This window comes from Alkalihalophilus pseudofirmus (assembly GCF_029094545.1).
Classification (GTDB): Bacteria; Bacillota; Bacilli; order Bacillales; family Bacillaceae_D; genus Alkalihalophilus; species Alkalihalophilus pseudofirmus.
Genome location: NZ_CP117835.1, coordinates 1,102,179 through 1,118,200, shown reverse-complemented (window position 1 = coordinate 1,118,200; position 16,022 = coordinate 1,102,179). Strand labels below are relative to the sequence as shown.

General features: G+C 42.8%; 16 protein-coding genes. All 16 read right to left on the bottom strand.

The annotated features are described in order from the left end of the window. Positions 1-2: 2 nt before the first annotated feature. Complete coding sequence (locus PQ478_RS05750; RefSeq protein WP_075683680.1) at positions 3-710, bottom strand: ABC transporter ATP-binding protein; 708 nt, start codon at positions 708-710, stop codon at positions 3-5. Then, entirely contained in the window at positions 697-1,467 is a 771-nt protein-coding gene (locus PQ478_RS05745; RefSeq protein WP_289236126.1) for an ABC transporter ATP-binding protein, read from the bottom strand. Before PQ478_RS05745 ends, PQ478_RS05750 begins: the two co-directional genes overlap by 14 nt. Then, the gene (locus PQ478_RS05740) at positions 1,451-2,446 is read right to left on the bottom strand and encodes a branched-chain amino acid ABC transporter permease (protein ID WP_238457437.1); all 996 of its coding nucleotides are present in this window, start codon (positions 2,444-2,446) and stop codon (positions 1,451-1,453) included. The genes PQ478_RS05745 and PQ478_RS05740 overlap by 17 nt, the downstream gene beginning before the upstream one ends. A 7-nt stretch (positions 2,447-2,453) precedes the next feature. Next, on the bottom strand, positions 2,454-3,317 hold the full coding sequence (locus PQ478_RS05735; protein WP_012958133.1) for a branched-chain amino acid ABC transporter permease: 864 nt from the start codon (positions 3,315-3,317) through the stop codon (positions 2,454-2,456). Positions 3,318-3,456: 139 nt separating this feature from the next. After that, positions 3,457-4,440, bottom strand: a complete 984-nt coding sequence (locus tag PQ478_RS05730; protein ID WP_075683677.1) for a quinone oxidoreductase family protein — start codon at positions 4,438-4,440, stop codon at positions 3,457-3,459. A gap of 13 nt (positions 4,441-4,453) precedes the next feature. Further along, the gene (locus PQ478_RS05725; protein WP_289236125.1) at positions 4,454-5,260 is read right to left on the bottom strand and encodes an enoyl-CoA hydratase/isomerase family protein; all 807 of its coding nucleotides are present in this window, start codon (positions 5,258-5,260) and stop codon (positions 4,454-4,456) included. Positions 5,261-5,276: 16 nt separating this feature from the next. Next, a complete protein-coding gene (locus tag PQ478_RS05720; RefSeq protein WP_075683675.1) occupies positions 5,277-6,041 on the bottom strand; it encodes an SDR family NAD(P)-dependent oxidoreductase in 765 nt (254 codons plus the stop codon). A gap of 25 nt (positions 6,042-6,066) precedes the next feature. Continuing rightward, positions 6,067-7,830: an acyl-CoA dehydrogenase FadE gene (locus tag PQ478_RS05715; RefSeq protein WP_289236124.1), complete on the bottom strand. Its 1,764-nt coding sequence runs from the start codon at positions 7,828-7,830 to the stop codon at positions 6,067-6,069. Beyond that, the gene (locus PQ478_RS05710; RefSeq protein ID WP_289236123.1) at positions 7,811-8,566 is read right to left on the bottom strand and encodes a 2-phosphosulfolactate phosphatase; all 756 of its coding nucleotides are present in this window, start codon (positions 8,564-8,566) and stop codon (positions 7,811-7,813) included. Before PQ478_RS05710 ends, PQ478_RS05715 begins: the two co-directional genes overlap by 20 nt. 29 nt (positions 8,567-8,595) lie before the next feature. Beyond that, the gene (locus PQ478_RS05705) at positions 8,596-9,654 is read right to left on the bottom strand and encodes a phosphotransferase family protein (protein ID WP_289236122.1); all 1,059 of its coding nucleotides are present in this window, start codon (positions 9,652-9,654) and stop codon (positions 8,596-8,598) included. A gap of 12 nt (positions 9,655-9,666) precedes the next feature. After that, positions 9,667-10,446, bottom strand: coding sequence for an enoyl-CoA hydratase (locus PQ478_RS05700; protein ID WP_289236121.1), 780 nt, complete (start codon positions 10,444-10,446; stop codon positions 9,667-9,669). Then, on the bottom strand, positions 10,446-11,330 hold the full coding sequence (locus tag PQ478_RS05695) for a 3-hydroxyacyl-CoA dehydrogenase family protein (protein ID WP_289236120.1): 885 nt from the start codon (positions 11,328-11,330) through the stop codon (positions 10,446-10,448). Before PQ478_RS05695 ends, PQ478_RS05700 begins: the two co-directional genes overlap by 1 nt. 67 nt (positions 11,331-11,397) lie before the next feature. Then, positions 11,398-11,964, bottom strand: a complete 567-nt coding sequence (locus tag PQ478_RS05690; RefSeq protein ID WP_289236119.1) for a TetR/AcrR family transcriptional regulator — start codon at positions 11,962-11,964, stop codon at positions 11,398-11,400. Between the two features lie 139 nt (positions 11,965-12,103). Next, positions 12,104-12,844, bottom strand: a complete 741-nt coding sequence (locus PQ478_RS05685; RefSeq protein ID WP_289236118.1) for an SDR family NAD(P)-dependent oxidoreductase — start codon at positions 12,842-12,844, stop codon at positions 12,104-12,106. A gap of 12 nt (positions 12,845-12,856) precedes the next feature. Beyond that, the gene (locus tag PQ478_RS05680) at positions 12,857-13,630 is read right to left on the bottom strand and encodes an SDR family oxidoreductase (RefSeq protein WP_012958122.1); all 774 of its coding nucleotides are present in this window, start codon (positions 13,628-13,630) and stop codon (positions 12,857-12,859) included. 746 nt (positions 13,631-14,376) lie between these two features. Next, positions 14,377-16,020, bottom strand: a complete 1,644-nt coding sequence (locus PQ478_RS05675; RefSeq protein ID WP_289236117.1) for a long-chain-fatty-acid--CoA ligase — start codon at positions 16,018-16,020, stop codon at positions 14,377-14,379. Positions 16,021-16,022 lie beyond the last annotated feature (2 nt).

Below are 16,022 nucleotides of genomic sequence, written 5' to 3'. Positions count from 1 at the left end.
TCCTAGGCACCGATGTATGCCTTGCGAATTTCTTCATTTTGAAGTAGCTCCTCTTTTGTTCCCTCCACATTTAAGCGGCCGCCTTCTAGCACGTACCCCCTTGTTGATACAGAAAGTGCAGCATAGGCGTTTTGCTCGGCAAGAAGGACTGTGACACCTTCTTTGTTAATCTCTTTTATAATAGAAAACATTTGTTCAACGATTAAAGGAGCAAGACCTAGTGATGGCTCATCTAGTAGTAGAAGCTTTGGTTTAGCCATCAGCGCGCGACCGATAGCGACCATTTGCTGCTGCCCTCCTGATAAACTGCCCGCAGGAGAATGACGTTTCCCAGCCAAGTCAGGGAAAAGAGTATACACATAATCAAGCTGTCTCATTAGCTCTTTTTTATTTCGTTTATACGTAAAGGCACCCATTTTCAAATTATCATGGACACTCATCTGAGCAAAAAGCATTCGTCCTTCGGCACACTGGACAATGCCATCCCTTACAATTTGACTAGGGGAACGGCCTTTCAATGAATTTCCCTTAAAAGACAACTCACCGCTAGTTGGCCTCACTAATCCGCTGAGCGTATGAAAAAGGGTGCTTTTTCCAGCGCCGTTCGCCCCAAGCAGAACGACGAGTTCTCCTTCTTCTACCGTCAGGTTCACTGAACGAAGAACGTCTTCTTGACCATGTGAAACGCTAAGGTCTTTAAGCACTAGCATTCGAATTCCCTCCTAGATAGGCTTCAATCACACGCTCATTTTTTTGAATGTCTTTTGGTGTGCCATCTGCGATTAATTCTCCGTGATTGAGAACTAAGATATGGTCAGCAAGGGACATGACCATCGGCATTTTATGCTCAATTAAGCAAACTGTCTTTCCATGCTTCACCATTTTCTTCATCACTTCACTAAGACCCTCTGTCTCGTCTGGATTGACTCCAGCTGCCGGCTCGTCTAGTAATACGAGTTTTGGATCGGTTGCAAGAGCGAGTGCAAAGGCAACTCTCTTTTGCTGCTCCTGAGTAATGGAGTGAGCCTGTTCGTACGCAAGCGATGTTAAGCCAACAAATTCTAGTGCTTCAAGCGCCTTATCGAGACATTTTTTCTTCTCATCCCTCTCGCGCTTTGTCCTGAAGATTGCATCAAACAATCCAGCTTTTGTTCTGAGCCGATGGCCAATCATTACATTATCTAATACGGTTGCTTGTTCAAATAGATGGGTCGTTTGAAACGTCCGTCCTACCCCTAGCCTCGCCACATGTTCAGCTCGCATGTTGGTAATATCCTGACCTGAAAGCTCTACCCTACCTGAAGTCGGTTGGTGAAACCCGCTAATTAAATTGAAGAATGTGGATTTCCCAGCTCCATTTGGACCAATAATGGCTGTTATTTTACTTTCTTCAATTACAGCACTAACGTCATTGACTGCAGAAAGCCCCCCAAATTGCTTCGTAAGCTGATTAATGGTTAACAGCATTCCCATTCTCTCCTTTCGTTGAACTCGCCTCTGCCACCTTTTGTTTCTTAGCTCGTTTAGCACGCCACATTAAATAGCCCCCAACAATTCCACGTGGATAAAATAAAATTAGGAGTACGACAATCGGACCAAATACGAGCATTCGAAACTCCTCTAAAAATTGAAGCATTTGAGTAAGCACTACGACGATAAAAGTTCCAATCAGCGGCCCGGCGAGAGTCCCTATCCCGCCTACCAGGAGATAAAGCAATATCTCAAATGCCACGTGAATATCAGCCATTTGCGGACCTAAAAACCTGACATAAGAGGCATAAAGAGCTCCTGATAAACTAGCAAGCCCTGCTGATATGACAAAAGCAAGAAGCTTATTTTTCATTACAGAAATCCCTAATGTTTCAGCAAGCTCTTCGCTGTTACGGATTGCAATAAACGTTTTACCTAACAATGAATGGAATAAACGATACATAAAGAAAATGGTCAATAGAAGGAAGAATAGCATCAAATAGTAGTAAGACTGGATGGATTCAAAGGTAAGTGGTCCAATAGGTGCTGGATTCGGTATGCCGATCAGCCCGCGAACCCCGCCAGTCAGCTCCGATTTGTAAATAATTAAGTAAATTAGAAAGCCAACTGACATGGTATAAATCGCAAAAAAGTGTGATTTTGTTCTAAGCGCCACTATCCCGATAAAAAAGCTGATGATTGTAGTAATGACAATCGCTAAAACGAAGGCTGCCCAAAAGGGAATACCAGCATTAATCGTTAATAACCCAAGACTGTAGGCACCAATTGCGAAAAAACCTGCATGTGCTAAAGAGAGCTGGCCCGTGAGTCCGGTAATTGTATTTAACCCGTAGACGGCAATCGTCCAGATAAAGACGAGAATTAAAATTTGAAGATAATATTGATTGGGTACTAGAATAGGAAACAGCAGAGCAGCCACGAGCAAGGCAAGCAAGAGATACGTTTTTTTAGTCATCTTCAAATCACTTAACCCCCTTTGCAAATAACCCGTTTGGCTTCATCGTTAAGATCAACACAAGAAGAACGAAAGCAATTAAATCTTTGTAATCTCCAGATATATACGTTGCCCCGAGACTCTCGGCCATACCTAGAATATAACCTCCAATAATTGCGCCTGGTATGCTGCCCATTCCGCCAATAATAATAATGACGAACGCCTTCATGATCACCAAGTTCCCCATACTTGGAAAGACTAGATTAATTGGAGCTGCAAGAGTTGCTGCGGCAGCAGCTAAACCGCCTGCAATCGCAAAGGTTAACATCGATACCCGTGTGGCATTAATTCCAACAAGAAAAGCACCATTTTTACTTTGTGACATAGCGATAATCGCTGCTCCAGTCATCGTTTTTGTTAAGAACAGATGGAGAGCATACATTAGGGCCACAGCAGCTATGATGACCAATAAACGCTGCATCGTAACAGTTAGGCCGAAGATCTGAATCGTATCCCCATACGGTGTAACCATTCGCTGGTACTGGCTTCCCCACATATATTGAGCGAAAGATTCAAGGAAAAACAGAATACCGATGGAAGCAATCATAATTGGTAAAGGGTCTTTCGAATCCAGACGACTAAATACAAGACGCTCCATTAAAACAGATAACAAAGCGATCACAATGACGGCAATAATTAAACCAATCCAGTAATGCACCCCAAGTGCTGTCATGACGGTCAAAGCAATGTAGGCTCCTACCATATAAAGTGCGCCGTGGGCAAAATTAGGTACATGCAATATTCCAAAAACTAGCGTCAATCCTAATGCAACCAGACTGTAAACGCTTCCAATAGTGAGTCCGTTTAAAATCTGCTGAAAAAAAAGATCCACCACTACTCCCCCTCAACATAATCTATGCCCGCAACATACTGACTAGATAGTATTTATATTAGTGATGTATGCCTGTGTCCAAAGAACTATTCCAAAAAAAAGCCAGACTCATTCTCATTCGTCTGGCTCTCTCAAGATGTTATGGCTTTAAGATTAATTTCCCTGTCGTCTTTCTTCCTTGCATTAACTGGTGAACCTTTGCCGCTTCATCAAGCGCATACGTACCACCAATTTGAAGCTTTAACTGTCCGCTTCCTACATAGTCTAATAGCTCTTTCATGCTTGATTGCAAGAGTCTTGGCTTTCTCATAATTTGTGGTAAGAAAAAGCCAATGACAGATTGGTTACGGGCCATTAAGGAAGATGGGTTAAAAGGACTTTGCTCTCCGCTTGCAACTCCGTAGACAACTAATCTTCCAAAGGTCGCTAAGCATTTAAGGGTATCAATAAATACCCGGCCGCCTGCCATCTCAAGGGCTACATTAACTCCCCTTCCGTTCGTAGCCTCAAGGACTTGTTCATACCAATTATCCTCGGTGTAATTTACAAGTACATCTGCTCCAAGCTCACGAGCAAGTTCAAGTTTTTCTTTCGAGCTGGCTGTAGCGATGACTTTTCCTGCACCCATTAACTTTGCAAGTTGAACAGCGATCGTTCCTACACCGCCGGCTGCTGCATGAACGAGCACCGTATCACCTTCTTCAAGCTGCCCCATAGTTTTTAAAATATGGTAGGCACTTAACCCCTGCAGCGGAAGAGCCACTGCTTGTTCAAAGCTGACTCCCTCAGGAATCGGCATTAATCCACGTTCATCCGCAATCGAATATTCAGCATAACCTGTCGCTTTTTTTGATCCCAATAGGGTTACGACTCGATCTCCTGCTTTAACCGTACTGACATCACTGCCAACTTCATCAACAATACCAGCGACCTCTGCACCGGGAACGAACGGGAGTGGAGTAGGTACCACATATTGCCCTTCACGTCTTGCTGTGTCTGCATAATTCACACCAATTGCTTCTATTTTTATGATTACTTCGTTTGCTTCTGGGTTAGGCTTATCTAGTTCAACCATCTTTAATACTTCTGGTCCGCCGTAGGTTGTAAATTGAATAGCTTTCATCATTTTTCCTCCCTTATTTCCCTTTAAATTTGGGTCTGCGTTTTTCTATAAAAGCTGCAACACCTTCTTGGTGGTCATGTGTGGTGACCATCATCGCTTGTGTTGTTCGTTCTGCCTCAAGTACATCCGTTAAGGAGGTCGTATCAGCCAGGTTGGTTAGCTTTTTCATTAAACCAATCGCTTTTGTAGGACGCTGCGTGAAAGATAGTGCATATTCACGAACCTTCTCCTCCATTTCAGCCAAAGGATAGACATGATTAACCAAGCCCCATTGCTGGGCTGTTTTTGCATTGAGCGGTTCGGCCCTAAACAAGAGCTCTTTCGCTTGATACGGTGATAAAGATTTTGGAAGGAAGTAATGCCCCCCGCCATCTGAAACGAGACCGACTTGTGCAAAGCTTAAGATGAATGAAGTATCTTCTGCTGCAACAATCAAATCGCAGGCAAGAGCCAAATTAAATCCAGCTCCGGCAGCAAAACCATGTACTGCGGCGATAATCGGCTTCTCAAGTGATCTCATCTGCTTAATCAGCTCATTTAAATGGCCGATATGGTTATACACGTCAACCGGTGCTGCCTCTCCCATCGTCTTCACATCACCGCCAGCACTAAAAGCACGGCCACTTCCGCGCAGCACGATTACTTTTACCTCTTGGTCCCTCTCTGCATTTAGGAGAGCTTCTTCGATGCCTAGAATCATTTCCGGGCTAAATGCATTCAAGGCATTCGGCCGGTCTAATGTAATCTCCAATACCCCGCTTTCTTGTTTTACGAGAAGGTCCTTGTATTCTTTTACACTCTTTTTGCTTTCTACACTCATGCCCTCATCTCCTTTATTAAACGGTTAACCAGCCGCCATCTATTAATAAATCCGTACCGGTGATATAGCTTGCATCACTTGACGCTGCAAATGCAATCGTTTTGGCGACTTCCTCGGGCCTGCCGACACGACCAAGCAACGTGTGTCTCTCAATCGCTTGAGTAAACGCCGGATTTTTTAAACCATCTTCTGTCATTGGGGTTTCAACAAAGCCTGGAGAAACAGAGTTGACACGCACATTATGCGGCGCAAGTTCTCCTGCAAGTGATTTTGTTAAATGAATAACGGCAGCCTTGGCAGTACTGTAGCTTGGAATCTTTGCCCCTGCTTTATGACCTGAAAGTGAAGCAATATTAACGATCGCTTTATTCTCGGATTCTGATTTAATCATTAATTTACCTAAATGCTTCGACATCAAGAACACACTTGTTACATTTGTTGTTTGGACATGATTCCAATCCTCTTCTTCGAGAGAAAGAATCGCCCCGCCTTGAGAGGTTCCGGCATTATTGATTAACACATCAAGTTTCTCAAAATTAGATTCCACATAATCAGCTAATAATTCCACTTCTTCTTCTACCGTGACGTCACAAGTGTATACATACGCACAGCCTTCACGTAGTTGATTGTTCATCTCACCTGCTGTCTCTTCTAATTTTTCTCTCCGGCGCCCGACTAGGATGACCACTGCCCCTTCACTTGCCAGTTGAATAGCAGAAGCCTTCCCGATCCCGCTTCCTGCACCGGATATGAGTACAATCTGATTTAGAAAACGCTGCAATCGGCACACATCCTTTTGTAATGGGTTAAGATCCTAAACGAATATAACGTCCACTTTCATTAACAGAACTTGCAATAGAACGATTTCTAGCTACTCGATCAAGGAATGTAATCTCATTAAATAGCTGATTCATTAATTTCCTTATTCCTTCTACTTCTTTTGATGCCGTCATCCCATTTACTAATTCATCACAAGCCGTTCTAACCCGGCTGACAGAAGACTCTAGTACTGTTGTAGCAAGCTGAACTTGAAGGTCATTTTCACTTTTAATTGCCCTTAGTACAGCTGATTCAGAGGCATAGAGCTCAATTCCAATGTCTGCAAGCTTGATTAAAATTTCCTGCTCAGACTCAAGCTCTTTACCAAATTGCTGATACGAAAGGCCAGCTAAAGCTAAGTAAACCGTACGCAAGGAATCAACAACTCCTCGCTCATTGCTTAAAATTCCTGAATAGGATTCTTGCTTCCCCTTCTTCAAACGATCGATCGCCTGATTTATTGCTTGTTGAACAGGCAGTTCTCCTTTCGTTCCTTTTTTCAAGAAAAGCCCGGGAACAAGCAGTCGGTTAATCTCATTGGTCCCTTCAAAGATGCGGTTAATACGAGAGTCGCGATACATCTGCTCAATCGGGTATTCTTTTATAAAGCCTGCCCCGCCATGCAGCTGAAGAGATTCGTCTACAACATAATCAAGTGTTTCTGAGCCATAAACTTTACAAATTGCACATTCGAGCGCGTATTCCATCATCCTTTTTCCAACTTCACCGACAGAATGCGTATCATCTATTTCACCTAATGCGCCTTCTAGCAGGTCAGCCGTTCGGTATTGAAGCGATTCTGCGGCAAAGATTCGTGCAGCCATTAAAGCTACTTTCTCTTTCGTAATTCCAAATTCGCTGATGCGCTTTTTAAATTGCTTGCGTTCGTTTGTATGCTCTATAGCAAGCTTTAGGGCACCTTTAGCAGCACCCATGCAGGCAGACCCTAAATTAAACCGCCCTAAGTTCAAGACATTAAAGGCAATCACGTGCCCCTTCCCAACTTCACCGAGCACATTTTCAACCGGAACCTCGCAATCTTCTAAAATGACGCTTCGAGTAGAAGACCCTTTAATCCCCATCTTTTGCTCTTCTGGACCTAAGGTGAGCCCTTTGAAATCTTTTTCTAAAATAAAGGCGGTAAATTGATCCCCGTTTACTTTTGCATACACAATAAACGTATCCGAGAACACCGCATTCGTTATATAAAGCTTCGTTCCGTTTAAGATATAATGAGTTTTTTCCTGATTAAGAACTGCTGTTGTTTTGGCTGCGAGAGCGTCTGAGCCTGATGAAGGCTCCGTTAAACAATAAGCCCCTAAATAGTCACCTGAGGCAAGCTTAGGCAAGTACTTATTCTTCTGCCTTTCATTTCCAAAGTAGGTAATTGGCAGGGTAGCAATGCATGTATGATTCGAATGGGCAACACCGTAGCCGCTTGACCCGCCGATCTCTTCGCCAACGATTCCTTTACTGACTTTATCTAAACCAAGCCCTCCGTACGCTTCAGGAATGCTATGTGCTAGAAGCCCAAGCGATCCTGCTTTTTTCAAAAGCTGGACAATCTTTTCAAAGTCTTGATTTTCAATCTCCTCACGGTAAGGTGCTACTTCTCTTTCAATAAATTGTCTAGCCGTCTCAGCAATCATTTTTTGTTCTTCATTTAGATCTTCAGGTGTAAAAAGATCCTCCACTTTCATACTCTCTACTAAAAAGCGCCCGCCTTTTAACTTACGCTTTGTTTGTTCCACTGCGAACAGCTCCCTTCTTAGTAATCTGTTTATTCTGATAAATAGGTACAACATGATCTACTCCTAGTTCCACAACCTCTATCACATCTTCTTCAAATCCGTGACTTAAAATAAATTCACCGACTGCTGATTGGATGAGAAGGTCGTATGCTCCAGCATTACTATGGAATAAAACTTCTGCTGCCAGACCAGCATCATTTATAGTGAATGGACCCCGAAGCTGATCTCTTAAACAAGAAATGAGGTAACCCGCACCGTAAAAATCTTCAAGACAAAATTGATTAGAAGAACCAGAGCAAACAATGATAATTTTTTGCCCGGGCTTAAGATGTGAAACAACGTCTCTCGTAACTGCTTCGCCGTTCCGTAAGCAAGCCGGGTAAATAATTTCTGCTCCAATCGACCTGTTCAATGCAACCGTTCCATTGGTCGTCGCTAAGATGACTATTTTATCTTTTACATAACTTTTTAATAGAGATGGATTGGGCGGTAGAAAACCGTCAATCACCCTTCCTTCTTTCTCACCGACCAGCACAAATTCATCTGGGTGATACTGAGCTGAGAGTCTATGAGCGTCTATATCACTTAAAACCGGAATGACAGCTTTGGCCCCGTAAGATAAAGCTAAAGCAATTGTAGAAGTAGCCAGCAGAACATCTAAAACGATGACTGCCTCTCCTTTTAATTTATCTGGTTCAATCTCTTCTTTTTTTAGAAGCACATGTATATGTGTCACCCATCAACACTCCTTCTGATTCAACCCGATTACAATTTAGTACTAGCCGTATGCCTTCCATGAAGAATAAGAGCTTGCACCGTATGATTAAAGTGTTGGAAGCGCTTATCATTCGTTTGCCCTTTGTGATAACGATAGTAAATCTGCTGGGCAATTACAGCCAATTTAAAGTAAGCAAATGTTAAGTAATATTCAATATTCTCTACTTCTCTTCCGCTCTTTTTTGCATACTCGCTAACCCAGTCCCTCCTCGTTAAAAATCCATCATTAACTGTAACAGGAGGTTTACCGAAGCCTCGCTTTAAAAGGTCAGGATCATTAGACTCAATCCAGTAACTTAAAGCAACACCCACATCACAAAGCGGATCCCCGACGGTCGTCATTTCCCAATCAAATAATCCTACCATTTGTTGACCATCTTTTGAGAACATTGCGTTGTTAAGCTTATAATCGTAATGGATCACAGTCGTATCTTTTGAAGCTGGAATGCTGTCCGCTAGATAAGCTGTTAATTCTTCTAACCCTTTATGATCATCGGTTTTAGCTTGGTGATAGCGTTTAATCCAGCCATGAACCTGTCTTTCTAAAAAACCCTCAGGTCTAGTAAAATCTACAAGCTTGGTTTTCTTGTAATCTATAGCATGCAGGTCTACAAGCCGATCGACCATTTGAGTAGAGATGGTATGGCCTAATTCTTTTGTAGGTTCTAGATCACTAGGAAATTCTGTATCAAGAACAATGCCCTGTTTTCGTTCCATCAGAAAGAACGGGGCACCTATAATCGATGGGTCTGAACAAAAGTGGAGCGGTCTTGGTATGATTGATAAATGTGGAGCAAGTGCTGCCATAACCGTTGATTCACGTGCCATATCATGAGCACGCTTGGCAACTGGCCCCATCGGCGGTCTTCTAAGTACTGCTTCATAATCACCTATTTGAAGTAAGTATGTGAGGTTTGAATGACCTGCTTGAAATTGAGTAATGACGAGATCCCCTTCAGGCAGATCTTTCACTTCCTTTTTAAGATAAGCCAAGAGGGAGCTTGAATTCAGCTCCTCCCCAGTCCTAGGCACTTTCGTTTGTTCCATCACACTCCCCCCTTAACGATGCTTGAATTCAGGTTTTCTCTTTTCAATAAAGGCACTAACTCCTTCTCTAATATCTTCCGTTTGAAAAACTTCCGTAAAAAGGTCGGCCTCATGTTCGATCGCTTGCGGGAAGCTCATATCCATCCCTTCGTCTACCGCACGTTTAATACATGAGAGTGCCGGAAGAGAGTGACGTCTAATTTGCTTAGCAATCTGGACTGCTTTTTCTAAGCCTGCCCCGCTTTTTGTGACATGGTTCACCAGCCCGATCTGCTGCGCCGTCTTTGCATCAATTGGTTCTCCTGTATACATTAACTCCTTCGCCTTCGCTTCTCCAATTAAGCGCGGCAAACGCTGTGTTCCGCCTCCACCCGGGAATAATCCTAACTTAATTTCCGGCAGCCCGATTTGTGTATGCTCTTCTGCAATACGAATATCAAAGGTTAATGCAAGCTCACAACCGCCGCCAAACGTGAGACCATTTAAAACCGCAATGGTCGGCTTTTCAAAAAAGTCAATTTGATTTAGCACAGCATGTGTTCCCATTACCGGTTCTTTCATGTTCGGGTGATCCATTAACTGAGGAAATTCTTTAATGTCTGCCCCTGCCATAAAGGCTTTATCACCTGCCCCAGTTAAAATAACAACGACTGTTTCAGGATCTTGCGACAGCTGTTGAAACGTATCTCTTAAACTAGCAATCACATCTTTATCCATCACATTAAGAGGCGGATTATTAATTGTAACGATAGCCAATCCTTTTTCTTTTTCTACGCTCACTTTAGCTCCCATTAACTCTTCACCTCTTTTTTAGAGTAGTCATACCAGCCTTTACCTGTCTTTCTTCCTAATTCTCCTGCTTTTACTTTTTCTTCAATACATTTTGCCGGTAAATCTTCAGGGTTGTTCGTTTCGGCATAACGTTGCTGGTTCACAAAATACGCTACATCAATTCCTGATAAGTCCATTAGAGCAAAAGGCCCTATTGGATGATTCAATGCTTTCTTGCAAATAAGGTCAATATCCTCAAAGCTTGCATATCCTTCTTCATATAACGCCACAGCTTCCTTTGTTAAGGCACCGAGAATCCGATTTGCTATAAAACCTGAGATTTCTTTATGAAGGAGTACAGCCGTGCGGTTCATTTTTTCACTTACTGCCATCGCAGCCTGAGCTGTCTCATCGGACGTTAGATCACTTTTCACTACCTCAACACAGTCCATCACTAAAGGCGGGAAGAAAAAGTGCATATTGCATACTTTTTCTGGACGTGAGGTAGCTTCAGCAATTTTCGAATTAACAATGGTTGAAGAGTTCGTTGCTAAAATGGTATGCTGCGGTGTTAGTTCGTCTAGCTTTGAAAAGAGCTCTTTTTTCACATCAAGTTTTTCCACGACAGCCTCTATCACAAAATCAGCCTCACGAACAGCTGCATTTAAGTCTGTTGTGAAATGAAGCCGATTAAAAGCCGTTTGAAGCGATGCTTCGTCAATCTTATCTTTTGTTACCCATTTACTCATTTGAAACTCTAGACTTTCCTTTGCTTTGTCTAACGAAGACTGCTCGATATCCTGCAAATGGGTCTCATATCCTCCTAAAGCGGATAACATGGCAATTTGATGTCCCATCGAACCTGCTCCAATCACTGCTATTCGTTCAATTTGATACTTGTTCATGTAATACTCCCCTCCATTAATACTAACCAGTTAGTATGTTACATTCGTAAAAAGTCCTAATACAGGACTATAACGCCTTTTTCAAGCCATTTAACATGAAGTCAATATAGATGGTAGAAACAGCTTTCTCATCAAGAGCTCCTTTAGGGTCAAACCAATGATAACTCCAGTTAACCGCACCTAAGATAGCCAGTGTGACAATATTGACATCAAGGTCTTCCCGGAATTCTCCTGACTCTACTCCATCTGCAATAACTTGATTCATATTCAATCTGAATGCATCACGTTTTTTGAAGATGTCTTTTAAATGTTCTTCATTTAAGTGCTGCATCTCCCTGAAGAATACTCGCGCACTTTGTCCCTGTCCCTCGATGTGTTTCATTAACATATAGACCATATCGAATAATCTTGCCTCAGCGGTTTTTGTTTTTTCAATAATCTCACGCTGGCTCATTAATAGATCTTCTATATAACGCAAATGAATTTCCATCAGCAGTTCTTCTTTGCTCTTAAAATAATAATAGAATGTTCCTTTCGTTACACCAAGAACATCTACAATATCCTGGATTGAGGTTTCTGTAAAACCATTTTTGCCAAACAAATCAATACTAACTTCAATAATTTTTTCTTTCATTCATAAACGCCTCACTATCTATCTAAACTGATCCGTTTAGTATACCACAATCCAGACCAAATCTTTGCATCATTTGGCTTTGAATTTAGCGGCCGCCGGTTATGTTTAGGCAGTATTTCGAAGGCTTAAGCAGATTAGATTAATACGTCAGCCCTCCGCCATCCACCATTAACGTTGTACCCGTAATATATGAGGCTTTATCAGAAGCTAAAAACTCAATTGCATGTGCAACCTCTTGTGCTTCCCCTACGCGTTTTAATGCATTTGCTGTGCTAATGATTTTCCATTTTTCTTCATGAGTTCTCCATCCATCCACAATAGATGTGTCAATCACACCAGGAGCAACAGCATTTACACGAATACGGTCTCTTCCATATTCAAGAGCAGCATTCTTCGTCAACGTAATGACACCAGCTTTAGACGCATTATATGGCGCGACAAATTTCTTCCCTTTAAAACCTAACAGACTAGAAACATTTACAATTGCCCCGCCGTTTTTCCTCATAAATGGAATCGAGTGCTTCATCCCGAGAAACACACCTGTCAAGTTCACATCAATCACTTTCTGCCATTCAAAAAGTGACATCTCCGTTAAGGTTGTTTCGTTATTGCCAATGCCGGCATTGTTTACTAAAATATCTATTTGACCATATGTTTCGGCTGCTTTTTGACATGCATTCTTTACTTCCTCTTCATTTGAAACGTCACAACGAACAAATGTAACATCTCCCCCGCTGCCACTTAGTTCCTCACAAGCTGCCTTTCCTTTTTCCTCATCGATATCAACGATCACCACAGATATTCCTTGGTTAAGAAAACAATGAGCTGTTGCTTGCCCAATTCCTCCTGTCCCACCGGTTACTAAAGCTACTTTGTTCATCCTCTTCACCCCTTACATCGCGTGCATCCCGCCATCAACTACGATCACTTCACCAGTGACAAAGTTTGAAGCTGCTGAAGCTAAAAATAACGCAGCCCCTTGCAGATCCTGCTCACCGCCTAGACGTTTTAGCGGAGTCCGGTCAATAACAAAGGATTCCCCTTTAGCTAAGAGCCCTTTAGACATTTTTGTAGGGAAAAAACCAGGTGCTATAGCATTTACATTAATGCCGTATTGACCCCACTTTGTTGCAAGATCCTTCGTAAAAGTGATAACGGCTCCTTTACTCGTGTTATAGCCGATTGTATCCATAAAACGAGGATCAGCTCCGCCTAGACCCGCTACCGAGGCAATATTTATGATTTTGCCTGATTGTTGTTTAATCATCACTTTGCCTGCAGCTTGAGCCATTAAAAATGAGCCTGTTACATTCACATTCATTACTTTATTCCACGCTTCAAGAGGCATTTCATCTGCTGGGGCTCCCCAGGTTGCCCCGCTGTTATTCACAAGAATATCGATCGAGCCGAATGTATCAACTGCCTGCTTAATCACTCGGTCGACGTCTTCTTTACTTGTTACATCACATGCAGCGGCAATGGCGTTTACACCTTTAGCTTTTAATTCTTCTGCCACTTCATTGCATGCCTCTACTTTTCTTGAGCATAAAACTAGGTTTGCTCCTGCATCAGCAAATGCATGAGCCATTTGTTTACCCAGGCCGCGACCGCCGCCTGTTACAATTGCTGTTTTTCCTTTCAAATCAAATAGAGATAATGCATTCATACACTTCACACCTTCATGTTAAATTTGACTGAGACTAGGTCACAAATAAAGTGTTTAACTTAGGATTGGAACAAACCACTAATTTAGAAGAGCAAATATACGTAGATCTTATAGCAGGTATAAGGAGCCCCCCTGAAATAGTCCCCCCACCAGTAGTTGTTGATTTCCGCTGCAGACACTCGCTTACTGCGGGCGGCCCAGAAGCCTCCTCGGGCTTTCGCCCTGTGGGGTCTCCCTAATCACGCACATCCCGCTGGAGTCGGTGTCTTCCGCTCCAATCAACTGATGAGGATGTTGTATAGTACTACCATTTTTATAAGCAGCTTCTAAACCTTAAATACCGTGCGGCAGTTGACACAATTATCATTAGAACTGAGCTCACTTCCTACATCATTCCACTACATTTCTGGAAAAGCACTAACCTAGCGGATGAAATATGCGTAGACTCCTGTGTGTACTAGAGCAGGGGTGAGATCCCACAGGGCAAAAGCCCGAGGAAGCTCACCAGCTCCACACGGAAAGCGAAGCATATTTCAGGAGCGGCGAGTAAGCTATAACCAATGTATCAAAGCTTTTCAGTTCGTTGACTAGAGCAAGTATGAGATCCTATAAGGCCAAGCCCGAGAAAGCTCACCAGCTCCACACGAAAAGCGAAGCATATTTCAGGAGCGGGATACATAGGCCGCATCTGTAACGTTCGTAGTCCTATTAGTAAACATACTTTTGCCCCAGCCTCAACCTTCGTTTTAAGACGACTGTTCCGCTTTTACTTTTGCTACCTCTTCATCACGAAGCTTTCGCTTTAACAGCTTTCCTACAGCTGATTTTGGCAGTTCATCACGGAATTCAACTGCTGTCGGTACTTTATATGCTGCCATTTGTTTTCTGCAGAACTCAATGATCTCCTGGCTTGTTAGAGTACTATCAGGCTTAGGAGTGATATAGGCTTTCACTGTTTCTCCTCTGTAAGGGTCCGGCAGACCTAGTACTATGACTTCTTGAACCCCGGAATGCCCATAGAGGACTTCTTCAATTTCACGCGGGTAGACATTATAGCCGCTTGCTAGAATCATATCTTTCTTACGGTCGACTATGCTGAAATATCCTTCTTCATCCATTTTCGCTAAATCACCAGTGAAGAGCCAGCCATCTCTCAGCGTTTTCTTCGTTTCTTCAGGCTTTCTCCAGTACCCCTTCATCACTTGCGGCCCTTTGATAATCATTTCTCCCACTTCACCAACGCCAACTTCTTCCCATCCTGCATCCGTTTCAGCAACCACTTTCGCATCTGTGTTTGGAAGAGGTATACCGACACTACCTGCTTTTCTTTCTTGGAACGAAGGATTAAAGTGAGTAACCGGTGCTGCTTCACTGAGCCCGTACCCTTCACAAAGCTTTCTTCCTGTTCCTGCTTCAAAAGCTTCAAGTGCTTCTACTGGTAAGGATGATCCCCCGCTGACATAGCTTTCAACTAGATCTAAACCAAATTCTTTATACTTCCCAACTTGGTTAAAGCCGACATACATCGTTGGCACGCCCCCAAATTGAAACGGCTTTTCACGTTTAATCGTCTCTAGTACTTCAGGCATGTCAAAACGTGGAATGAGTATCTGATTTCCTCCATGACGGATCGTGACAAAGTTACAGCAGGTCAAGCTGAAGATATGAAATAATGGCAGAACATTAACCACCTTTGCATTATGAGGAGGGCTAACATCCCCGCTAAACATGAAGTCATATGTTTGCTCTGTATTAGAGATGAGGTTCATATGAGTGAGCATAACCCCTTTTGATACGCCAGTCGTTCCCCCTGTATATTGCAATACAGCAAGGTCCACTTCAGGATCAAGAGAGTGTTGTGGCGCCGGTGCAGATGCTCCTTTCAAATAGGAATCAAACAAGATGTCATCACCCTCAATCTCCACCTCTGCATCCGGCTTAAGAGCAACAACAACTGCTTTTTTAGTTGGTACTTTATCGCGGACTGATTTAAACAGAGGATATAAATCTGAGAGAATCACAATATGGGTTGCTTCAGAGTCATTTAAAATATACTCAAGCTCCCTGGCAACATACATTGGGTTTACTTGGACAACCACGCCGCCTGCGCGAAATGTACCAAATAATGAGAATAGATAATGTGGACAGTTTGGCAGCATGATCGCTAGACGATCCCCTTTATCAAACTGATCTTGATGCAGCGCACCTGCTAATACTTCACTATATTTTTGGAGCTCCTGATACGACCACGTTTTCCCGTAAAAGGTAATAGCCGTATTCGTTCCATGTTTGTTAGCTGTATCGTTTAATAAGTCAGTTAAGGTTCTTTTCTCAATGGTAGATTTCGCCTCTAAATTATTCTCATATAAAGCAAGCCAACGTTTATCCATCT